Below are 22,311 nucleotides of genomic sequence, written 5' to 3' on the forward strand. Positions count from 1 at the left end.
CTGACACCTCCATCGGAGAACTTCTGGGAAAACGTCGGAGAACACCGGGGGACGCCCGGGAGAACCCGTGCCGCCGGACGGTCTTCCGCCGTCGCCCCATTGTCACCGCAGTGCGCGTAAGCCTGCGGTAAGACCCTCACCACGACGGGGACACCGCCGGTGAGGTATCGCACACGCATGTTTAGGACATGCCGGGCACGGGGTACAGCGGTCCTACACCCTTGTGCCGAACGCCCTTCGGACCCCGTGAGAGAGAAGGTGAGATGGGCGAGTTCACGACCACGATCGAACACCGCCTCGACCAGGCCTACCGGAACCTGCAGGAGGCCAGGTCCACCGGTGACGACTACTTCGCCGACACGCTCACCGCAGAGATCGAGGATCTCCGCCGGCTGGCCACCGACAACGGCATCCCGCTCCAGCCCTGACGACCGCGGAAAGGCGCCCTCCCCCGCTCAGGGGGAGGGCGCCTTTCCGCGTGCCGGGCCCGCGGGTCGGTCCCGTGCCGGGCCCGCGCGTCGGTCCCGTGCCGGGTCCGCGGATCAGGCCTCTCGTGGGAGCGCGGGTCAGGCGTCCCGTTCGGGATCCAGCGGGGCCAACAGGTCGTGCAGCTCCTCGAAGAGGCCCGGCGCCGCGCACAGCGTCAGCCCCGGGTTGCACGGCTTGCCGTGCAACCCGCCAAGCCTGGCCCCCGCCTCGGTGGCGATGAACCCGCCCGCCGCGTAGTCCCAGTCCTGCGGGCCCCGCTCGTAGTACCCGTCCACCCGTCCGGCGGCCAGCGCGCACAGGTCCGAGGCCGCCGAGCCGCCCCGCCGGATGTCGCGCACCCGCGGCAGCACGTGCGCCAGCACCTCGGCCTGGACCGCGCGCCGGCCGGGCTCGTAGCCGAAGCCGGTGGCGATCAGCGCCTGCTCCAGCGGCACCCCGCTGTTGCAGCGCAGCCGCTCACCGGCCAGCCACGCGCCCCCGCCCCTGGACGCGGTGAAGACCTCGCCCCGGGGCACGATGTTCACCACGCCCGCGACGACCTCGCCGTCGACCTCCACCGCGATGCTCACCGCCCACTCCGGCACGCCGTACAGGAAGTTGACCGTGCCATCGATCGGGTCGACCACCCAGCGCACCCGTCCCTCACCGGTGGCGCCGCCCTCCTCGCCGAGGATCGCGTCGTCCGGCCTGACCTCCTTGATCCTGGCGCGGATCAACTCCTCCGAGGCCCGGTCCAGCGCCGTCACCACGTCGGTGGGGCTGCTCTTGGTGGCCAGCACCTCGGGCCGGGCCGGCCGCTCGGCCAGGAGCATCGCCCCGGCCTCGCGGGCGATCCGCTCCGCCAGCTCCAGGAAGTCCTCGGCAGTCATCATGTCGTCCCCCGATCCTCACGCACTCGTCGGCCCCATCGTGCCCGGTGGGCGGACCCGCCCGCCGCACCGGGTTCTCGGCGGCGCTCCCCGGGGCTCACGACGGCGCGCCCGCCGCAGTGCCCGCCGCGGTGCCCGCCGCAGTGCCCGCCGCAGTGCCCGCCGCAGCGCGACGGCAGCGCACGGCAGGGCTCACGACGGCGTTCACGACGGCGTTCACGATAGGGACTCGGGCCGCCTCCACTCCTGGCCGAGGACGTGCTGGGCGAGGAAGGCGAGCACGGTCTCGTACCAGACGACCGCGTTGCCCGGCTTGAGCACCCAGTGGTTCTCGTCGGGGAAGTAGAGGAACTTCGACTCCACTCCGGTGCGCTGCAGGTCCCACCACAGGCGCAGCCCCTCGCCGATCGGCACCCGGTAGTCCTTGTCCCCGTGGATCACCAGCATCGGCGTGGTGATCTCCTCCAGGGACAGGTGCGGGGAGAGCGTGCCGTACAGCTCGGTGCCGGGCCTGCCGAACTCGCGCTGCCAGTACATGGAGGCGTCGGTGGTCCCGGCGAACTGGTCCAGGTGCCACAGCGAGGCGTGCGTGACGATCGCCTTGAACCGGTCGGTGTGCCCGGCCACCCAGTTGGCCATGTAGCCGCCGAAGGAGCCGCCCATCGCCGCGGTCCGCCCGGCGTCGACCTCGGGCCGCTCCAGCGCGGCGTCGGTGATCGCCATCAGGTCGGCGTGGGTGCGCGGGCCCCAGTCCGCCCAGCCGCGCCGGATCATCTCGGGTCCGTAGCCGGTGGACAGGCACGGGTCGGGCAGCAGGACGGCGTAGCCCTGCCGCGCCATGATCCACGGGTTCCACCGCCAGGACCAGTCGTTCCAGCTGGACAGCGGGCCGCCGTGGATCCACAGCAGGAACGGCGCCGGGTGCTCCGCCGAGGCGCCCTCGGGCAGCACCAGCCAGGCGCGGATCTGCGCGCCGTCGTCGGCGGTCGCGGTGACCTCAGTGAGCGTGCCGGGCAACTCCAGCGCGGGGGCCGGGGAGGGCAGCTCCTCCACCGCGCCGGCCGCGGTTCCCCCGGTGGTGATCCGCACCGGGCCGGCCGGCCGGTCCACGGCGCTGCGCAGCGCGTAGACGCCCCCGTCGGGGGCCGCGTTGAGCGAGGAGTAGGCGGCGTCGTCGGCCGTGAGCCGTACCGGCGCGGAGCCGTCGGCCGGAACGCGGAAGACCGGGCGGCGGCCGAGGTGGTCGGCGGCCACGTACAGCGCGGCCGAGTCGGGGGCCCACACCACGTCCGACGGCCACAGGCCGCCGCCCGCGGCGTGCCCCTCGCCGGTGGCCAGGTCGACGATCCAGAGCGTGACCTCGGGGATCTCGGTGACGGAGGCGTGGCTGCTGCGCACGCAGGCGACCAGGCGGCCGTCGGGCGAGACCGCGATCGGGCCCTCGAAGTCGTGGCCGTCCCGGCTCGCCAGGACCCGGCGGGCGCCGCCGTCCGCGGTCTCGATCGCGACCAGCTCGGTGCGCTGCTCCCCGCCCGGCAGCGGGACCGTCCAGGTGGTGACGACCGTGCCGCCGTCCGGGACCACCTCGTAGGAGGCGTTGGTCAGCGCCCTGCCCGGCTCGGGGGTCAGGTCCCTGACCTCGGCCAGCCGCTCCCCGCCGAGGACGCCGGCGAACAGCCGGGGCTCGCCGGGCCCCAGGTCGTGGTCCCAGTGGCGCACCGGGTAGCCCTCGTGCAGGATCGCGCTGATCCCGGCGTCCTTGCGGGCCTTGCGCCGGTCGGCCTCGGTGGCCTCGTCGCCTCCGAGCACGTCGGAGCCGAAGACGACGACGGGGCCGCCGGTCGCGAAGCCGGCGATCCCGCCGGGCCGGGAGGCGACCTGGCGGGCCTCGCCCCCGCCCATCGGGAGCAGCCAGAGCGCGGGGACCTCGCCGTCGGAGTCGCCGGGGTCCTTGACCGTCGGGTCGGGGCGGCGGGAGCCGAACAGGACGTCGCCGCCGGCGGTGAACTCGGCGCCGGCCTCGCCCTTGACGGACCGGGTCAGCCGGTACGGCGCGCGCCCGTCGAGGGGGATCTCCCACAGCGACGTCCCGTGGCTCCGGCCGTCCGGGGTGAGGGACTGCACCACGCCCACCAGGCGGGTCCCGTCCGGGGAGAGCCGCAGGGAGAGCAGCCGCGGTACACCGACGTAGTCACGCATGTCAGAAAAAGGGGTCACGTTCCCGAACCTACCGCTCCATCGGGCGCCGGTCCGTGCGTCCGCGCGGCGGTCCGGCACGAATCACCTGTCAGGGCGGTGCACGAGGCACGCCCGGCATACGGTTGGATGAAAGCCGTGGTCACCGTGGGAACCGTGGGGAGTGCTGTGGGGAGTTACGACGCGCTGCTCGTCGTCTCGTTCGGCGGTCCGGAGAAGCCGGACGACGTGATGCCGTTCCTGGAGAACGTGGTGCGGGGTCGCGACATCCCGCGCGAGCGCCTGCTGGAGGTCGAGGCGCACTACCAGCGCTTCGGCGGGGTCAGCCCGATCAACCAGCAGTGCCGCGACCTGATCGCCGCCGTCGAGCCGACCATCGACCTGCCGGTCTACTGGGGCAACCGCAACTGGCACCCCTACCTGGAGGACACGATCCGGCGGATGGCCGCCGACGGGGTGAAGCGGGCGGCGGCCTTCGTGACCTCGGCCTACAGCTCCTACTCCGCCTGCCGGCAGTACCTCGACGACATCGCCCTGGCCCGCGCGGCCGTCGAGGGCGCCCCGGAGGTCGTCAAGCTCCCGCACTACTACGACCGGCCCGGATTCGTGGCGGCCATGGTCGACCACACCCGCCAGGCCCTGGACCGGCTGCCCGCCGAGCACCGCGACGGCGCGCGCCTGGTCTTCACCGCGCACAGCGTCCCGGTCTCGATGGCCGCGACGTCCGGACCGGACGGCGGGGCCTACGAGGCGCAGCTGCGCGAGGCCGCCGCCCTGGTCGTGGCCGGACTGGGCGGCGACCGCGCGTGGGACCTGGTCTGGCAGAGCCGCAGCGGCCCGCCGCACGTCCCGTGGCTGGAGCCCGACGTCTGCGACCACCTGCGCGGGCTCGACGCCCCGGCGGTGGTCCTGGTCCCGATCGGTTTCGTCTCCGACCACATGGAGGTCGTCTACGACCTCGACGTGGAGGCGGCGAACCTCGCCCGGGAGCTCGGCCTCCCGATGGCCAGGGCCGCGACCGTGGGCACCCACCCGAGCTTCGTCGCGGTGGTCGGCGAGCTGCTGGCCGAGCCGGAGCCGCCGGCCTGCCCGCCCGGCTGCTGCCCCGCGCCGCCGCGCCGCCGCGCCCACGGGTAGGCGCAGGTCAGGCGGGCGCCGTCACGGGTAGGCGCGGGCGTAGGCCTCGGCGACGCCCAGGACCTTCCTGACGTACGACCACGAGTGGTTGTAGAACCAGACGGCCTTCTCCAGCTTCCTGCCGCCCTGGCCCGCGCCGTTGGCGCACAGGTAGTTGGCCGCCCCGGGGACGGCGTCGTAGGGGCTCCAGATGTCCTTGACGCCGTCGCCGTCGCCGTCCACGCCGTAGGCCTTCCAGGTGGCGGGCATGAACTGCATCGGTCCCTGCGCGCCCGCCGAGGACGGGCCGTTGTTACGCCCGTGCGAGCTCTCCACCTGGCCGATCGCGGCCAGCACGGTCCACGACAGACCGGGGCAGACCTCCGCCGCCTTCCGGTACAGCTCCAGGTAGCTGCCGGGCCGCCCGACCGCCGCCCGGCGCGCCGCCTGCGGCCGGGGAACCGTACCCGTCCCGGTTCCGGTGCCCGCCGTGCCCCCCGTGCCCGCCCTCGCGCGCGCCGCGCCGCCCGTACCGCCCGCGTCCGCACCCAGCGGCACGACCTGCGCTCCCGGGCCCAGCAGCTTGCGCACCCCGGCGCCGAGCGCGTCCGTCGCCTTCGCCGGGCCGTGCACCAGCAGCGCCACGCCGGGCAGCAGCCCCAGCCGGCGCCCGGTCTCCCGCCCCACCAGACCGTCCACGCCGGGCAGTCCGAAGCGGGCCGAGGCCGCGACCCGGAGCCGGGGCCCGCCGTCCACCTGGTAGTGCGCGCCGAGGAGCAGCCCGAGGCGCCGGACCGCCGCGCCGTCGGCGACGAGCTCCCCCCGGTCCAGCGCGTCCCACACGCCCTGCTCGGCCGCCACCGCCTTCGGCGCCCACGCGCGGAAGCGGGCGGGGTCCACCGCGAGCAGGTTCAGCCCGACCCCGGAGACCCGTACGGCTCCGCCGTCGAACGCGTCGACCTTCCGGACGTGCTCCAGTCCGGCGATGTCGTCCCTGGTCTGCCGGGGCAGGGTGGAGCGGGAGATCACCAGCAGCCGGGGCGGGGTCGGGGCCGCACCGGTGTCCCCGGTGGATCCCGCGTCCCCGGTACCTCCCGCGTCCCCGGTACCTCCCGCGTCCCCGGTACCTGCCGTGCCTGCCGTGTCTCCCGTGCCTGCCGTGGCGCGGACCGCCGGGGCGGAGGCGGTCGCCGTGGCGACCCTCCGCGGCGAGAGCTCCCGCAGGTCGGCGACGCCGGCGCGGGCGGCGTCCGCCGTGCCGGCGACCGCTTCGGGGGCCGGCTCCGGCCCGGCGGGCCGGACCGCCACCACCGCCGCCCCCACGGCGGCGGTCAGCGCGACCAGTCCCGCCAGAATCACCAAGAACACTCGCAACCTGGGAAGACTCTGGCGTCCGGTCACGTTTGCCTCAGCAGGCCATGCAGCACACCGTTGCAGGGAAAATCACTTGCCGGGCTGCCGTTCGGTGCGACATCGTCAGCGCGATCCACGCCTGGGGCGTGCGGAAGGGGAGAATCGGTGGTCGGGCCGTACCGGGAGCTGTTCAGCACACCCGGCGTCAAGGGTTTCGTGATCTCGGGCTTCGTCGGGCGGATGCCGATGTCGATGCTCGGACTGGGCATCATCGTGCTCGTCGAGACCCTGACGGGGTCGTACGGCATGGCGGGCGCGGTCGCAGCCACCGTCAGCGTCTCCTATGCCGTCGCCGCGCCCTTCTCCGGACGCCTGGTGGACAAGTTCGGTCAGGCCAGGGTAATCGTCCCGCTGACCGCCGCGCACGGGAGCGCGCTGATCGCGCTGATGCTCTGCGCGCGGGCCGGAGCGCCCGTCTGGACGCTGTTCGCCTCGGGCCTGGTGGCGGGCGCGTCCGCGGTCTCCCTCGGCGCGCTGGTGCGCGCCCGCTGGGCCCACGTGCTGAGCGGATCGGACCGGCTGCACACCGCGTTCTCGTTCGAGTCGGTCGCCGACGAGGTCATCTTCGTCGCCGGCCCGGCGCTCGCCACCTCCCTGGCCACCATGGTCAATCCCTACGTGGGCCTGGTCGTGGTGGTGGTCTGCGCGCTCACCGGCACGTTCGCCTTCGCCCTGCAGCGCGGCTCCGAGCCGCCGGTCCGCCGGGACGCGGCGCACTCCGGCACGCCCATCACGATCCCCGGGGTCGTCCTGCTGTCCTGCGTCTTCCTGGGCATGGGCGCGGTCTTCGGCTCGGTGGACCTGATCACGGTGGCGTTCGCCGAGGAGCGCGGCGTCCCGGCCGCCGGGGGGCTGCTGCTGTCCGCGGTCGCGGCCGGGAGCCTGGTGTCCGGGCTCTGGTACGGCGCGCGGCACTGGCGGCTGTCCCTGCGCGGCCGGTTCGTCCGGGCCCTGGGCGCGTTCGCCGCCGGGCTCACCCCCGTCCTCCTGGCCGGCGACCTGCGGGTGATGGCCGCGGCGCTGTTCGTCGCCGGCCTGTCGATCTCCCCCACGATCATCACCGGGTACGCGCTGATCGAACGGCTGGTCCCGGCCCATCTGCTGACCGAGGGCATGTCCTGGCTCTCCACCGCCATCGGGTTCGGCGTGGCGCTCGGCGCGTGGGCCGCGGGGCGGCTCACCGACCTGTTCGGCGCCTCCAACGCCTACGCCTTCCCCTTGCTGTGCGCCCTGCTGGCCGCGGCCGTCGGCGTCGCGGGCTCCACGTGGCTGCGGACCCCTGTTGCCGGACAGAAACCATGAGTATCGTTCACGTTCATGCGCGAGTTCCGTAACTGGGCGGGCAACCAGTCCGTCGTGCCCGCCGAGGTCCGCACCCCCTCCTCCGTGCAGGACGTGGTGCGCGCCGTACGGGACGCCGCCGCGTCGGGGCGGCGGGTGCGCATGACGGGGACCGGGCACTCGTTCACCGGCGTCGCGCTGACCGACGGCCTGCTGCTCCGGCCCGACGGGCTGACCGGGATCCTGCGGGTGGGCGACGGCCGGGTGACGGCCGCGGCGGGCACCCCGCTGCGGGTCCTCAACGAAGAGCTCCACCGCAGGGGCCTGGCGCTGGCGAACATGGGCGACATCACCGCCCAGACGCTGGCCGGGGCGATCCAGACCGGCACCCACGGCACCGGCCGCGACGTCGGCGGCCTGGCCGACCAGGTGCTCGAACTGGAGATGGTGCTCGCCGGCGGCGAGGTCGCCACGGTCCGCGCGGACGCCGCCGACCGGGCGGAGCGGGACCTGTTCGACGCCGCCCGGGTCGGACTGGGCGCGCTCGGCGTGCTGACCTCCGTGACCTTCCGGGTGGAGCCGTCGTTCCTGCTGCGCAGCACCCGGCAGCCGATGGCGCTGAGCGGGATCCTCGACTCCCTCGACGCCCTCACCTCCGGCAACGAGCACCTGGACTTCTTCTGGCTGCCGCACACCGACACCTGCCTCACCAAGCGCAACAACCGCAGCCCCGGGCCGGCGGACCCGCCGGGCGCGTTCAAACGCTGGCTGGACGACACGTTCCTGGAGAACACCCTGTTCGGCGCGCTCTGCGGGATCGGCGCCCGCCTCCCCGGCGCGATCCCCCGGATCAACGCGCTCTCGGCGGCGGCGCTGTCGGCCTCCACCTGCACCGACACCTCCTACAAGGTCTTCACCAGCGTGCGAAAGGTGCGGTTCCTGGAGATGGAGTACGCCATCGCGCGCGAGCACCTCGGCCAGGCCCTGCGCGAGACCCGCGACCTGATCGAGCTGCGCGGCTGGAGGATCGGCTTCCCCGTCGAGGTGCGGGTCACCCCCGCCTCCGGCGCGTGGCTGTCCACCGCCTACGGCAGGGAGACCGCCTACCTCGCCTGCCACCTCTACCGGCCCACGCCGAACCCCGCGTACTTCGAGGGCGTCGAGGAGATCATGACGCGGCTCGGCGGACGCCCCCACTGGGGGAAGCTGCACACCCGCGACGCCGCCTACCTGGGCACCGTCTACCCCCGGTTCGCCGACTTCCTGGCGCTCCGGGACCGCCTGGACCCGGAGCGGCTGTTCGCCAACGACCACCTGGACGGGGTCCTGGGCCCCTGAGCGGCACCCGGCCGGCCCGCGCCGCAAGGGGGCGGCCAAGGGTCCGCCAAGGAACGGCGCGCCCGCGTGTCCACGCGACTCCCGCCTCCTCCCGCGGGGGCACACTGCGCAGTGTCCCGCGCCGCTCTACCCCGAGGAGCCCTGGAGATGACCTTCCTCCGCCGTCCCGGCCGGTCCCAGCAGCCCGCCGCCCCGGTCCCTCCGGCCGCTCCGGCCCCGTCGGCGGCCGGTCCCGGCCAGGAGACGCCGCAGGAGGAGGGGACGGAGAACGCGGCGGGCCGGGCCGTTCCGCCCGCCGGGCCGCCGGTCCCCCCGCCCGCCGGGCCGCCGGCTCCGTCCTCCTCGCCCCCGGCGCTTCCCGGCTCTTGCGCGAAGTCCGCGACGAGGCCGGAGGTTATTCGGAAGAATCCGTCCGGGACCCGAATCCACTGCTCCACGCGAATGTCCGACAATCGGACGAATAGAGCAAATGTGACTGGCGTCACATCGATGCGAGCCCTCTCCGGCAAGGCTATGTTCGGACATGCCGGGTACGGTGCTGGCAGGCAACCGGCACACGCGAGACACTCAAGGGTCCGGGGGAAGATTGAGCACGACGAAGGGACTCGCATGCAGGAGCTCCGACTCGTCGCGGTGAGTGAGGACGGGACCTATCTCGTGCTGGCGACGGCCGGCCGGGGCACCCGGTTCACGCTGCCCGTCGACGACCGGCTCCGTGCTGCCGTCCGCGGCAACTTCTCCCGTCTCGGCCAGTACGAGATCGAAGTGGAGAGCCCGTTGCGCCCCAAGGAGATCCAGGCCCGGATCCGCGCCGGTGAGACCGCCGAGGAGATCGCCGCCACGGCGGGCATCCCCGTCGAGCGGGTGCGGTGGTTCGAAGGGCCCGTGCTCCAGGAGCGCGAGTACATGGCCCAGCAGGCACAGCGCTGCACCGTGCGGCTGCCGGACGCCACCGCGCCCGGTCCCACGCTGGGCGAGCTGGTCACCGAGCGGCTGACCCGGCGGGGCGTGCCCGCCGACGAGATCGACTGGGACTCCGCCAAGCGGGAGGACAACCTCTGGCGGATCAAGCTCGGGTTCGTGTGGAACGGCCACACGCGCCACGCCGAGTGGCTCTTCGACCCGCGCCGACGCCACATCACCCCGCACGACGACGAGGCCATGCGCCTGTCCGCCGGCGAGTACGTCGAGCCGGCCGAGGACACCACGGTCACGCCGTTCGTACCGCGCGTCGTCACCAAGCTCACCCCGGTGCCCCCACTGGTGCCCGAGTCGCTGAGCCAGCCGCCCGTGTCGTTCCCCTCCGTACTGCGCCAGGAGCCGCTGGCCGCCTCCCCGCTCGCCCGCACTCCCGCCGAACCGGAGCCGGAGCCCGCCCGGGACGTGCCCGGGCTCCCGCCGGTGGCGGCGGGGCTCCCGGTCGAGCCAGCTGCCGAGCCCGCCATCGAGCCCGCCGCCACGCCCACCCCGGCCGGACCGCCCGCGGCCTACCGGCGCCCGCCGATGCCCCCGCTCCCGGAGGGCTTCGAGGCCCCGCCCGTGCTCTCGGTTCCGCCGCTGCGCGCCCCGGATCCGGCCGCTCCCGAACCGGTCGGGCCGCCCGTCCTCCCCGCCGCGCTCCGGGAGACCTCCGCTGCGGCCTCCGAGTCCTCCCCCGCCCTGCGGGCGCCCGAGGAGCCGGTCGTGACGACCGCGGAGACCACCGGGTCCGCCGGACTCCCCGCGGATCCGGCCGCCGACGCCGACGGCCCCGGCGAGCGCCCCGTCTCCGCCCCGTCCGCGGCGGCCTCACCCGAACCCGCCTCGTCCGAACCCGCCTCACCCGAACCCGCCCCGGCCGAACCCGCCTCACCCGGGCCGGTCGCGTCCGGGCCGCCGGAGCGCAGCGCCGACGCCGGATCCGCCCCGGCCGAGCAGGACCCCGACGGCGGGCCCGCGAAGAAGGCGCCGTCCCCGGCCGCCCCTGACGTGGCCGCCGCGCCGGCCGACGCGTCTCCGATCACCGCCGCTCAGGCCGCTGAGCAGACCGCTGAGCAGACCGCGGAGGAGACCGCGGCGGTGGAGCCTCCCCTCGCGGTGCCGGCCGCCCGGGTCAGCGCGGACCGGTCACCCGGGAGGGTCCCGGCCGCCCCGGTCACGGAGGCCGTCCGGGAGGAGGCGACCACGGCGCAGTCGGCCGAGACCGCGAAACCCGCGGCGGACAAGGCCGCGGACAAGCCTCCGGTCGACAAGCCCGCCGAGCCGCCGAAGCCGGTGCCGGCGCCGGCCCGCCCGGCCAAGCGCGGCCGGGGACGGCGCGCGTCCGTGCCCACCTGGGACGAGATCATGTTCGGCGCCCGGCGCCCCGACTGACCGGAGAACCGCCCGGCACGCCGGGACCGCCGAGGCACCGGGACCGTCCCGGAGAGCCCGGGAGAACGCCGGACACCAGAGGCCGCGGAACCCCGGTGCGGGGGCGACCGGCCGGAAGCCGCGGGCAGCCCGCCCCCGCGCGCCGAGGACGCCCCGGCCGGAGACGTCAGTCGGAGACGGTGAGCCGGCCGGAGACGTCAGTCGGAGACGGTGAGCCGGCCGGAGACGTCAGTCGGAGACGGTGAGCCGGCCGGAGACGTCAGTCGGAGACGGTGAGCCGGCCGGAGACGTCAGTCGGAGACGGTGAGCCGGCCGGAGACGTCAGTCGGAGACGGTGAGCCGGCCGGAGACGTCAGTCGGAGACGGTGAGCCGGCCGGAGACGTCAGTCGGAGACGGTGAACGGGGCGAGCCAGGCGGGGGTCACCTCGGCGACGAAGGCGACGCCCTCCTCCTCTCCGACGTCCAGCGCCGCGTACCCCCCGCTCCCCGCCCCGACTCCGGCGACCACGGTCAGCAGCCCGGCTCTGCGCTGGAACCAGGTCTGGCTGAGCGTCCAGCCGACGACGGCGCGCCGTTCCACCACCGCCTGCGAACGGCGCAGCGATCCCGAACGCACCGACAGGCGGGAACCGTCGTAGGCGTGCCCGAGCGAACGGTAGCGGTCGAGACCGAGCGGGACACCGAGCAGTGCGAGCACCAGCGCCGCCGCCACCGGCCACCACCAGAGGCCGGACCAGGTGACGGCCGCCGCCAGGGCGCACCCCGCGACCACCAGCCACGGGAAGACGGCCCGGAACAGCCTGCGCCGGCGCGCCGCCGCGGGATGCGCCCGCAGACCGGTCGTGATCGGGCCGATCGCCTCTCCCACCACGTCGAGCGCCACCGCGCGGGGCACCACCGGCAGGAGCTGGCCCCGGGTCTGCGAGTCCCCCAGCCCGGTCACGATGGCCCATGCCCTGGCCATCCCCGTCCTGCGCTCGACCAGTCCCTCGACCAGTTCGAACCCGCGCACCCTGCGCCGTTCCAGCGACACGCTCCGGCGGGTGACCAGGCCCCGATCCGCGACGAGGTAGCCGTCCCGGGCGCGCAGGGTGAACCCCCAGTTGAACACGGCGTACATCGCCGCGCCGACGACCGGCGTGGCGAGCACCAGCAGCGCCGCGGCGGCGATCAGCAGGGGCCGGTGCGCCCACAACCACTCCACCGCACTCCACATGACCCGCCGATCGACGCCGAGCTCCCCTCCCCACTGGAACGCGGCGCCCACGGCGCCGGCCGCCAACGCGAAGGGGGTGAGCAGGTACGCCCCCGACAGGGGGCCGTAGGCGAGCCACCTGCGCGGCACCACGAAGAAGACCCGCTCCGGGGTCGTCTCGCCGACCTCGTGGCGGAGCGAGGAGGAGACGTCGGCGTCCGCCGCCGCGAGCCCCGCGGGCGGGCCTCCGGAAAGGCCTCCGCCCGCCTCCTCGCCGCCGTGCTCCATCGCACCGGGACCCGTCTCATCAGGACTCGCCCCGGCGGGGCCCGGAAGACCGGCGGTCCCGGGTACGGCCCCGGCACGCCGCGCCAGGCGGGCCCGGGCGTGCCAGAGCAGTACGGCCTTGAGCCGCTCCGCCTCGGCCCCGGTCACCCCGTCGAGTTCGCCCTCCTGCTTGTCGTCGCCGCCCGCGCCGGTGTCGATCCGCAGGACGGCGATGCCGAGCAGGCGGTGCAGCGGCGGGTGGCTGACGTCGACGCCGCGGATCCGCTCCAGCGGGATCGTCCGCACCGACCGGCTGACCAGCGCCCGGGTGAGCTCCAGCCGGTCGCCGACGATCTGGTAGGTGAAGGTCGCCCAGCGGACGGCGGAGTAGACGACCGAGCCGACGACGCCGAGCGCCGCCCAGGCGAACGAGCCGGGTGAGAACCCCCCGAGGAACAGGACGCCGACCAGGGGCAGGAAGAGCGAGGGCAGCATCCGGATCGGATCGGTCAGCAGCACCTTCGGGCTCAGCCGCAGCGCCGGGGTGACCGGCGGCCCTCCGGGGCCGGGCAGGCCGGGACCGCCCGATCCGTGACCGGGGCCTCCGACCTCCGGGAATCCGGCACCCGCAGGAACGGGATCCGACGGTCCGGGGTCCGGACGCCCGGGGTCCGGACGCCCGGGGTCCGGACGCCCGGGGTCCGACGGTCCGGGGTCCGGACGCCCGGGGTCCGGCGGGGAGGAGGGTCCGGTCACGTCGCGTCGTCCCTCAGTTCCTCGGCTCTGCGGGCGAGTTCCTCCGCGAGCCCCGCGGCCACCCCGTAGTCGAGGCCCTTGATCGTGGACGACCCCGCGTGGGAGGCCGTACGGATCTCGACCGTGGCCAGGCCGAGCAGGCGCTCGAACCAGCCCTGGGCCTTGTCCACCGTCTGGATCCGGCTGACCGGGACGAACACCCAGTCCCTGCTGAGCCATCCGGACCGAGCGTAGACCACGTCCCCGGTGAGCTCCCAGCGGTGCACCGCGTAGCGCCAGAGGGACTCGGTGACGGTCAGCACCCCGAGGGCGACCCCCACCGCCCACGGCAGGAGCCCGATCTCGTCCGCGATCCAGCCGGGCAGCCAGGACCAGCGGGCGTCCCCGATCCAGGCGGCCAGGAGGACCGAGCCGACGACCAGGAGCACCGTCCAGACCGCCCCCTCCATCAGCCACAGCGCGATCGCCTTGCGGGAGACGCGGTGGACGGGGTCCCGCAGGGAGACGCGGCCGGAGCCCCGCGCCGGCCGGCTGCGGCCGGCCGTCTGGCCCGACGACTCCGTCATGTCCGTGACATCCCCGTTCGTATCGGTTCGGTCGCTCACAACGCCAGCCTAGACCGTCGCGTTCCGGCAGCCGGAGCGCGCCGTACCGGTGCTCTCGCCGTGATCCTCCGGCGGCCCTCCGGCGGTCCCCTCAGCGATCCGTCAGCGATCCGTCAGACCTCCTCCGCCCGTTCCCGCCGCCGTCGGCGCGAGGTCAGGAAAGTGTCAGTGGCGTCCGTCACTCTGGGAGGGCACACGACGAAGGGAACCGATCATGCAGCATGCCATCCGGGCGGAGGGCCTGGTGAAACGCTACGGGGAGACCCGCGCGCTCGACGGGATCGATCTCGTCGTCCCCCAGGGGCGCCTGCTGGGCGTCCTGGGACCGAACGGGGCGGGCAAGACCACCGCGGTGCGGATCCTCGCGACGCTCCTCCGCCCCGACGAGGGCAGGGCCACGGTCGGCGGGTTCGACGTGGTGCGCCAGGCCCACCAGGTGCGCTCGCTCGTCGGCCTCACGGGACAGTACGCCGCGGTGGACGAGATGCTCACCGGCGTGGAGAACCTGGTCATGATCGGCCGCCTCCTCGGCATGTCGAGGGCCGACTCCCGGCGGCGGGCCGCCGAGCTGCTGGAGCGGTTCGCCCTCTCCGACGCGGGCGGCCGGGCCGCCAAGACCTACTCGGGCGGCATGCGCCGCCGCCTGGACCTGGCGGCGAGCCTGGTCGGGCGGCCCCAGGTGCTCTTCCTCGACGAACCCACCACCGGCCTCGACCCCCGCAGCCGGACGGAGCTGTGGAGCGTCGTGCGCGGTCTGATGGCCGACGGGGTGTCGGTGCTGCTCACCACGCAGTACCTGGAGGAGGCCGACCAGCTCGCCGACGACATCGTGGTCTTCGACCACGGCAGGGTGATCGCCTCGGGCACCTCCGACGAGCTGAAGGCGACCACCGGCGCGCAGGTCCTCGAGGTCCGGCCCCTCGCACCCGCCGACCTCGACCTGGTCTCCCAGGTCGTCGCCGACGTCATCGGCGAGGCACCCGACCTGACCGGCGGCCGGGCCACCGTGTCCGTGCACGATCCGGCGGCCGTGCCCGCGGTCGTCCGGCGCCTCGACGACCTGGGCGTCGTCGCGACCGAGCTGGCGCTGCGCAAGTCCAGCCTGGACGAGGTGTTCCTGGCGCTCACCGGCCACCGGGCCGAAGAGGAGCCCGTCACCGGCGGGGAAGCCGCCGAGAAGGAAGAGGTCCCGGCATGACGGCGATGACGACGACCGCGGCGCCGGCGGGCCCGGCCCCGGCCGGGCACGTCGGCCCGCTGGCCGCGCTCCGGCAGACGATGACGCTGGCCTGGCGCAGCCTGGTCCAGATCAAGCACAATCCCTGGGAGCTGCTCGACCTGAGCATCCAGCCCATCATGTTCCTGCTGCTGTTCACCTACGTCTTCGGCGGCGCGATCTCCGGCTCGACGGGCGACTACCTGCAGTTCGCCCTGCCGGGCCTCCTCGTGCAGAACGCCCTGTTCTACACGCTGTCCACCGCGATCGGGCTGAACACCGACATCACCAAGGGCGTCTTCGACCGGCTCAGGAGCCTGCCGATCGCGCGGACCGCGCCGCTGTCCGGCCGGATCATCGCCGACACGGTCAAGCAGGTGTGGGCCTTCGCACTGCTCGTCGGCTTCGGCATGGTCCTGGGGTTCCGGGTGGAGACGAGCGTGTTCGGCCTGCTGGGGGCTCTGGCGCTGCTGGTGGTGGTCGCCCTGGCCATGTCGTGGATGTCGGTGCTGATCGGCCTCAAGGCATCCAGCCCGGAGAAGGTCCAGATGATCGCCTTCTCCACCATGATGCCGCTGACGTTCACCAGCAGCGCGCTGGTGCCGTCGCGGACCTTCCCCGAATGGCTGCGGGCCTGGTCCGACATCAACCCGGTCACGCACCTGGCCGACGCGATCCGCGGCCTGCTGATCGGCGGCGAGGTCGCCACGGCCTCGATGGTCTCCCTGCTCTGGGCCGCCGGGTTCGCCGTGGTCTTCGCGCCTCTGGCGATCCGGGCCTTCCGCGTCCGGGTGTGACCCCCGCACGACGGAACCGGGGGACCGGAAACCGGATCGGGGGACGAGGACGGGGACCGGAAACCGGATCGGGGGACGAGGACGGGGGCCGGGGCGGAGGGTCCGGTCCGCGCCCCTACCGGGAGACGGCCGGGGAACGCGGCGGGATCCGGCCCGCCGGGGAGACCGCCTCCTCGCGGGACAGCGCACGGCCGCACGCGTAGTGGGAGGAGAACCCCTCCTCGCCGAGCCCGCGGAAGCCGTCCAGGCAGGCCAGCATCTCCGCCTCACTGGCGTCCATCCGGACCGCCTCGGTCAGCTCGGCCCGCGCGGCGTCGAGGACCGGCGGGCACAGGAGGACCGGACCCGCAGGCGCCGCCCGGTGGTCTCCACCGCCTCGCCGCGGCGGTGAACCTCCAGGGGTCCGAGAATGGCGAAATTCACCTCGGCGCCCCCCTCACCCTGTCCATCCATTGATTCTGTCCGATTCCGGGGCGTTTCCGCGCCGTGGAACCTCGCGATCCGGTCGGCGCACCTTCCAGATCCGCGTAGCATCATCGGGCATGGGGAAGTCGAACACGTCTACGCGCGCGCGCCGGACCGTCATGACGACGGTGTCCGCGGCGTTCGTCGTCGTCTCCTCCGGTTGCGGCATGGTCGGCAGCGCCGCCTCCGCCGAGCGGCTCCAGCTGGAACCGCTCAGCGTCTCAAGCCCCACGCTGCGGGACGGCGGCCCCCTGCCGTCCGACTACTCCTGCCGCGGCTCGGTCGGCAACCCGCCGCTGCGCTGGTCGCGTGTGCCCGAAGGAGCGAAGTCCGTGGCGATCGTGGCCGACAACAACAACGCCCAGGCCGGCGCCGAGGTGCACTGGGTGGTGTTCGACATCGACCCGCGCACGAACGAGCTGGCCGAGAGCACGCTCCCCCCGGGAGCCGTCGAGGGCAGCACGACCAACGGCAAAGTGGGCTATGCGCCTCCGTGCCTGCCTCAGGAGAACTATCGTTTCACTGTCTACGCGCTCAACAGGAAGGTCGATCTCGCGAAGGGTGCCCCCCTCTCCGAGACCCTGAAGAGCATCGCGGACAAGACGATCGCCTGGGGACGGCTGACCGCGACGCACATCGAGTGACGAGCTGAGCACCGGAGGTAGTAGTGGTTACCGATTCTTCACTTAGGGTGTGACAACGCTCATAGTGGTCCGACACAATCAGATCCAATGTCCGAGCGCAGGTGATCACAGGGGGCAGGTCGCGTCGATGGCCGCGCGACCTCACCGGCGCCGCTGGGAGGCCATGGCCTTGAAGGTGGTGCAATGATCCTGGTCATAGTCGGCCTGGTGGCCGTCGTGCTCCTCGTGCTGGTCGTGGTGGCCATGGGAATGCGGTCGATGAACCGCAGGGAGAGCGCGCTCCCCGCGGAACGCCTACGGGAGATGGCCGAGAAGGAGGCCTCGACTCCCACCCGGTCCATCGACGACTTCGCGACCCGCGAGCCCAAGATGGACCACTTCACCCCGGACCTCTCGCCGTTCGACGAGCCCAAACCCCGCCCGCCCCGCCCGACGGGCGCCCGCGGCAAGCGCGGCGTGAACGAGTTCGGCGAGCCCGACGACTACGACGACGACTACTGGACGCGGCTCCAGGCGGACGACGGCGGATTCGGCGGCTCCCTCGGGGCCAAGATGGGCGCCAGCCGCCCCGTCGAGCAGCCCGACCGCCCGGCGGCCGACGCCGACGCGGTGACCGTGCAGGCCCCCCTGCCGAACAGGCCCCGCTCCGGCCGGCCCGCGCCGACCCCTCCGGTGCCGCCCGCCCCCGCTCCCGCCGTCGCCTCGGCGTCCCTGCCCTCGGGCCTCGGCGACCTGGTCGAGCCGGTTCAGCCGAACCCGGCTCCCAGCGCCGCCTCGCTGGCCGAGCAGAAGACCGTCACCTTCGCCGCGCCGACCCCCGGGACCTTCGGCGACGGCCGTACCCCGCGGTCCAGCTCCCGCCGGAGCACCCGCTCCTCCTCAAGCGCACCCGCCGCTCCGGGCGCCCCGAGCGGCTCCCGGACCGGCGGCCCGTCGCACCCGGACCCGCTGAACGACCCGCTGAACGCCCCCTATCCGCGCGGCGCCGCCGCCCCCGGCGGCCCGGTCCCGGCGTCCGCCCCCGGCGGTCCGGCCACGGCCGGCGGCCCGGTCCCGGCGTTCGGCCCGGTCGCCGGCGAGACCCCCGCGATGCCTCCCCTGGGGCCCACCACCAGCGGCGGTTTCCCCGCCATGTCCCCGGTGCCCCCCGCCACCGCGGCCTCCCCGGCGGCCGACCCGCTCGCCGCGTCCTACGGCACGGCGCATGCGACGCCCCCGGCGAGCCCTCCCGCCGACAACCTCTGGGCCAAGGCCACGGCCCCGGACTCCGGCGGGTGGGCCGCGATGAACACTGCCGACATCCTGGACGACCCGGCCCCCTCCTACAGCTCGTACCAGACGCCCGTCCACGGCGTCCCCGCCGCCCCCGCCGCCTCCTACGAGGTGAGCGCCGGCTGGGCGACCATCGACGACGACGTGCTCACCGGTCCGAGCCCCGCGATCTCGACCCCGACCGGCCCCTCCCGCGTCGTCTCCCCCTACGACGCCCCGCCCGCCGGAACCTCCGGCCCCACGGGCGGCGGAGACTACGGCTACGAGACCGGCCGCTACGCCTCCCCGGCCAACCCCGTGGCCTGGCCCGAGCCGGCCCCCGCCGGCGGCCCCCTCGGCGGGTCCTCCGCGGGCGCCGCTCCCGGGAACGCGAGCTGGCCGAGCTACGGCGACCTGTACGGCGCCACCGCCGAGACGGCCGCCGTCCCCGACGGGCACAGCCGTGCGGGGTCGCGGGGAGGCCACCACCGCAGCCAGGACCAGGATCAGGACTACCCCGACTATTACCGCTGATTTCCTCCATCATCCGTAAAGGCCTCCGGTAATCGCCCCCTCCACCGGAGGCCTTCGGCATAAGGTCTGCCCCATGGGGACGGACACGAAGAGTGACTCATCGGCCACCCACGGTGGTCTGGGCTCGATGCTCCGGCACGACCTGCCCGCCTCCCTGGTGGTCTTCCTGGTGGCGGTGCCGCTGTGCCTGGGCATCGCCGTCGCGTCGGGAGCGCCTCTGGCGGCCGGACTCGTCGCCGGCGCGGTCGGCGGCGTCGTGGCGGGGTTCCTGGGCGGTTCGGCCGTCCAGGTGAGCGGCCCGGCCGCCGGGCTCGCCCTGGTGGTCGCCGATCTCGTCACCCGGTACGGCTGGCGGGCCACCTGCATGATCACCCTGCTGGCCGGCGGGATCCAGCTCCTCCTGGGGGTCTTCCGGGTCGCCCGCGCCGCCCTGGCCGTCTCCCCGGCCGTGGTGCACGGCATGCTCGCCGGCGTCGGCGTGGTGATCGCCCTGTCCCAGCTGCACGTGGTCCTCGGCGGCGCCCCGCAGTCCTCCGCGATCGAGAACATCGCCGAACTCCCCCGGCAGATCGCGGACCACCACGGCCCTCCGGTCGTCGCCGGGCTGCTGACCATCGCGGTCCTGGCCGCCTGGACCCGGCTCCCGCAGCGGCTCCGCATCGTCCCCGCTCCGCTGGCGGCCCTCGCCACCGCCTCGGTGACCGCCGCGGCGCTCGGCTGGGACGTCACCCGGATCGACCTGTCTGTGGGGCTGAGCACGTGGTCGGCCCCGATCTGGCCCCGGGGCGACTGGCACGGCATCGCCACCGCGGTGCTGCTCGTCGCCCTGCTCGCCGGGGTGGAGTCCCTGCTCTGCTCGGTGGCGGTCGACAAGCTGCACGACGGCAGGCGCGCCGACCTCGACAAGGAGCTGACCGCCCAGGGCGTGGCCAACATGGTGAGCGGCGCGCTGGGCGGCCTGCCCGTCGCCGGGGTCATCGTGCGCAGCACCGCCAACGCCCGCGCCGGGGCGCGCAGCCGCTGGTCGGCGGTCCTGCACGGCGTCTGGATCCTGCTGTTCGCGCTCGGCCTGGGCTGGAGCGTCGCCTTCATCCCGATGGAGGCGCTGGCCGCGCTGCTGGTCTTCATCGGCGTCCAGATGGTCAACGTCGGGCACGTGCGCAACCTGCGCGGCCACGGCGAGGTGCCGGTCTACGTCGTCACCCTCTCCGGCGTGGTGCTGCTCGGTCTCGCCGAGGGCGTGCTGCTCGGCCTGGGGCTCGCCGCGCTGCTGGCGCTGCGCCGCCTCACCTGGGTGACCGTGCGCGCCGTACCGGAGGCCGACGGCCGCTGGCACGTGCTGATCGGCGGCTCGCTGACCTTCCTCGGCGTGCCCCGGCTCACCTCGGAGCTGAGCGCCATCCCGGCGGGGACCGCGGTCGACCTCGACCTGAACATCGACTTCATGGACAACGCGGCCTTCGAGGCCGTCCACACCTGGCGGCAGAACCACGAGCGCGGCGGCGGCACCGTGGACATCGACGAGATCCACGACGAGTGGTACGCCATGGCCGCCAGCGGCGCCCGGATGTTCCCGGCCAAGACCCCCCCGGCGGCCCCGGACCGCTGGTGGCTGCCCTGGTCCCACCGGCGGCGCAGGCCGATGTCCGCCGGCGGCCGGATCCCGGTCCGCCACACGTCGGATGACGGCGCTCCCGCCGGCGGCGTCCCCGGTGACGGCGCCACCGGCGATCCCGGCGGCCCCGCCGTACCCGACCTGCTGGCCGGCGCCCGGGAGTTCCACCGCCGGACGGCTCCGCTGATCCGCCCGGTGCTGCACGGCATGGCCCGCAAGCAGGAGCCCTCCCACCTCTTCATCACCTGCGCGGACTCCCGGATCGTGCCGAACCTCATCACCGCCAGCGGCCCCGGCGACCTGTTCACCGTCCGCAACATCGGCAACCTGGTCCCGCGCCGGGGGGCCGCGCCCGCCGACCACTCCGTCGCCGCCTCGATCGAGTACGCCACCCGCGTGCTCGACGTCCGGACCATCACGGTCTGCGGCCACTCCGGCTGCGGCGCCATGGCGGCGCTGCTCGACGGCGGCGCGGTCGCCGGACTGCCCGGGCTCGGCCGCTGGCTGCGGCACGGCGCTCCCAGCCTGGCCCGGTTCGTCTCCACCGGGGACGGCGACGCCGGTGGCGGCCCCCTCGACCGGCTCTGCAGGGTCAACGTGATCCAGCAGCTGGAGAACCTGCGCACCCACCCCGAGGTGGACCGGCGGGTGCGCGCCGGGCACCTGGAACTGGTGGGCCTGTACTTCGACATCGGCGCCGCCCGGGTCCACGTCCTCGACCACTCCCCCGCCTCCGCCGACGGCTCCCTCGGCCGCTCGGCTCTCGGCGTACGGCTTGCGCCGGAGGTGAAACAGACTGTCCTTCCTCCCGGGCGGCGCGAAGAATGAGCCGCCATGAGAACTCTGATCATCGGCGGTTCGGTGTTCCTCGGCCGGGCGATCGCCGAGGAGGCGCTGCGGCGCGGACACGAGGTGACGACGTTCAACCGGGGCAGGAGCGGCGAGGACGCGCCCGGCGTCGAGGCCGTCCGGGGTGACCGCGAGTCCCCCGGAGACCTCGCGCGGCTCGCGCACGGCCGGGAGTGGGACGCCGTCATCGACGTCTGCGGGTTCGTCCCCCGGGTCGTCGGCGACTCGGTGCGCGCGCTCAGCGGCAGAGCCGCCACCTACGCCTTCATCTCCAGCGTCTCGGCCTGCTCGGCCTGGCCGGGCGAGGGCCCGACCGACGAAGGCTCGCCCCGGTTCGCCTGCGCCCCCGACGCGGGCCCGGACGACGGCGACTACGGCACGCTCAAGGCGGGCTGCGAGCGCGCGGTGGAGCAGGGGTTCGACGGCAACCCCCTGATCATCGCGCCGGGCCTCATCCTCGGCCCGTACGAGAACGTCGGCCGCCTGCCCTGGTGGCTGACCCGGATCGCGCGCGGCGGGAAGGTCCTGGCGCCGGGCGACCCCGGGATCGGGATGCAGGTCGTCGACGCGCGCGACCTGGCCGCGTTCACCCTGGCGCAGGCCGAGGCGGGCGCCCGGGACCGGTTCTTCGTCAGCGGGGTCCGCGACGGCCTCACCTACGGCGGTTTCCTGGAGGAGTGCCGGGCCGCGACCGGGTCGTCCGCCGAGCTCGTCTGGGTCGACGACCGCTTCCTGCTCGACCACGGCGTGCAGCCGTGGACCGAGCTGCCGCTCTGGACCTCCGGCACGCCCGGGCTGGCGGGCGTGTGGCTGTCCTCTTCGGCCAGGGCGGTGGCCGCCGGCCTGACCTGCCGGCCGGTCGCGGAGACCGTCCGCGACACCTGGGCCTGGCTGTGCGACGTCCCGGAGGAGCGGCGCTCCTTCGGCAACGAACGCATGCGGCACGGCATCGACCCCGGCAAGGAGGCCGCGATCCTGGCCGCATGGGAGCAGCGCTCCTGAAGGGACCGCGATCCCGCAGGACGGGGACAGCGGCGCGCAGCGTCGCGCCCCGGAACGCTC

The 22,311-nt window shown here is 74.4% G+C and carries 17 protein-coding genes; 11 read left to right on the forward strand and 6 right to left on the reverse strand.

The features are described from left to right. Nucleotides 1-263 precede the first annotated feature (263 nt). Nucleotides 264-428, forward strand: a complete 165-nt coding sequence (locus HS045_RS28755; protein ID WP_196454653.1) for a hypothetical protein — start codon at nt 264-266, stop codon at nt 426-428. A 138-nt stretch (nt 429-566) separates the two neighbouring features. Here HS045_RS28755 and HS045_RS28760 read toward each other — a convergent pair whose 3' ends face one another. Both HS045_RS28760 and HS045_RS28765 read right to left on the reverse strand, forming a co-directional pair. Then, the gene (locus HS045_RS28760; protein ID WP_196454654.1) at nt 567-1,361 is read right to left on the reverse strand and encodes an inositol monophosphatase family protein; all 795 of its coding nucleotides are present in this window, start codon (nt 1,359-1,361) and stop codon (nt 567-569) included. A 213-nt stretch (nt 1,362-1,574) separates the two neighbouring features. Then, on the reverse strand, nt 1,575-3,557 hold the full coding sequence (locus HS045_RS28765; protein WP_196454655.1) for a prolyl oligopeptidase family serine peptidase: 1,983 nt from the start codon (nt 3,555-3,557) through the stop codon (nt 1,575-1,577). Nucleotides 3,558-3,722: 165 nt separating this feature from the next. Between HS045_RS28765 and HS045_RS28770 the strand changes: the two genes are divergently transcribed. Next, the gene (locus tag HS045_RS28770) at nt 3,723-4,691 is read left to right on the forward strand and encodes a ferrochelatase (RefSeq protein ID WP_196454656.1); all 969 of its coding nucleotides are present in this window, start codon (nt 3,723-3,725) and stop codon (nt 4,689-4,691) included. Between the two features lie 21 nt (nt 4,692-4,712). Here the strand turns inward: HS045_RS28770 and HS045_RS28775 are convergent, their stop codons facing one another. After that, nucleotides 4,713-6,038: a lytic transglycosylase domain-containing protein gene (locus tag HS045_RS28775; RefSeq protein ID WP_307827776.1), complete on the reverse strand. Its 1,326-nt coding sequence runs from the start codon at nt 6,036-6,038 to the stop codon at nt 4,713-4,715. A gap of 150 nt (nt 6,039-6,188) precedes the next feature. Here HS045_RS28775 and HS045_RS28780 point away from each other — a divergent pair, with 150 nt between their 5' ends. The 3 genes from HS045_RS28780 (at nt 6,189) to sepH (ending at nt 11,054) form a co-directional block, all read left to right on the forward strand. Further along, on the forward strand, nt 6,189-7,385 hold the full coding sequence (locus tag HS045_RS28780; protein WP_196454659.1) for an MFS transporter: 1,197 nt from the start codon (nt 6,189-6,191) through the stop codon (nt 7,383-7,385). 15 nt (nt 7,386-7,400) lie between these two features. Next, nucleotides 7,401-8,702, forward strand: a complete 1,302-nt coding sequence (locus HS045_RS28785; protein WP_196454660.1) for a D-arabinono-1,4-lactone oxidase — start codon at nt 7,401-7,403, stop codon at nt 8,700-8,702. A 609-nt stretch (nt 8,703-9,311) separates the two neighbouring features. Next, nucleotides 9,312-11,054, forward strand: coding sequence for a septation protein SepH (gene sepH, locus HS045_RS28790; protein WP_196454662.1), 1,743 nt, complete (start codon nt 9,312-9,314; stop codon nt 11,052-11,054). 383 nt (nt 11,055-11,437) lie between these two features. On the opposite strand, the gene HS045_RS28795 is transcribed toward sepH, so the two are convergent. After that, the gene (locus HS045_RS28795) at nt 11,438-13,036 is read right to left on the reverse strand and encodes a PH domain-containing protein (RefSeq protein WP_196454664.1); all 1,599 of its coding nucleotides are present in this window, start codon (nt 13,034-13,036) and stop codon (nt 11,438-11,440) included. Between the two features lie 233 nt (nt 13,037-13,269). After that, nucleotides 13,270-13,839: a PH domain-containing protein gene (locus HS045_RS28800; protein WP_196454666.1), complete on the reverse strand. Its 570-nt coding sequence runs from the start codon at nt 13,837-13,839 to the stop codon at nt 13,270-13,272. Nucleotides 13,840-14,092: 253 nt separating this feature from the next. Here HS045_RS28800 and HS045_RS28805 point away from each other — a divergent pair, with 253 nt between their 5' ends. Then, nucleotides 14,093-15,076 (forward strand): ATP-binding cassette domain-containing protein, encoded by a 984-nt coding sequence (locus tag HS045_RS28805; RefSeq protein WP_196454667.1) that lies wholly within the window; start codon nt 14,093-14,095, stop codon nt 15,074-15,076. Next, complete coding sequence (locus HS045_RS28810; protein ID WP_230885019.1) at nt 15,073-15,891, forward strand: ABC transporter permease; 819 nt, start codon at nt 15,073-15,075, stop codon at nt 15,889-15,891. Before HS045_RS28805 ends, HS045_RS28810 begins: the two co-directional genes overlap by 4 nt. 115 nt (nt 15,892-16,006) lie before the next feature. On the opposite strand, the gene HS045_RS28815 is transcribed toward HS045_RS28810, so the two are convergent. Further along, the gene (locus tag HS045_RS28815; protein ID WP_196454669.1) at nt 16,007-16,171 is read right to left on the reverse strand and encodes a hypothetical protein; all 165 of its coding nucleotides are present in this window, start codon (nt 16,169-16,171) and stop codon (nt 16,007-16,009) included. 262 nt (nt 16,172-16,433) lie between these two features. On the opposite strand from HS045_RS28815, the gene HS045_RS28820 reads away from it, so the two are divergent. The 4 genes from HS045_RS28820 to HS045_RS28835 all read left to right on the forward strand — a co-directional run bounded on the left by HS045_RS28820 (nt 16,434) and on the right by HS045_RS28835 (nt 22,251). Further along, nucleotides 16,434-17,000, forward strand: coding sequence for a YbhB/YbcL family Raf kinase inhibitor-like protein (locus HS045_RS28820; protein WP_196454671.1), 567 nt, complete (start codon nt 16,434-16,436; stop codon nt 16,998-17,000). A gap of 183 nt (nt 17,001-17,183) precedes the next feature. Further along, nucleotides 17,184-18,785 carry a hypothetical protein gene (locus HS045_RS28825; RefSeq protein WP_196454673.1) on the forward strand — a complete coding sequence of 534 codons (1,602 nt, stop codon included), beginning with the start codon at nt 17,184-17,186 and terminating at the stop codon, nt 18,783-18,785. 73 nt (nt 18,786-18,858) lie between these two features. Next, complete coding sequence (locus HS045_RS28830; RefSeq protein ID WP_196454674.1) at nt 18,859-21,228, forward strand: SulP family inorganic anion transporter; 2,370 nt, start codon at nt 18,859-18,861, stop codon at nt 21,226-21,228. Nucleotides 21,229-21,234: 6 nt separating this feature from the next. Continuing rightward, nucleotides 21,235-22,251 (forward strand): NAD-dependent epimerase/dehydratase family protein, encoded by a 1,017-nt coding sequence (locus tag HS045_RS28835; RefSeq protein WP_196454676.1) that lies wholly within the window; start codon nt 21,235-21,237, stop codon nt 22,249-22,251. Nucleotides 22,252-22,311 lie beyond the last annotated feature (60 nt).

The organism is Planomonospora sp. ID82291, from assembly GCF_015711645.1.
Classification (GTDB): domain Bacteria; phylum Actinomycetota; class Actinomycetes; order Streptosporangiales; family Streptosporangiaceae; genus Planomonospora.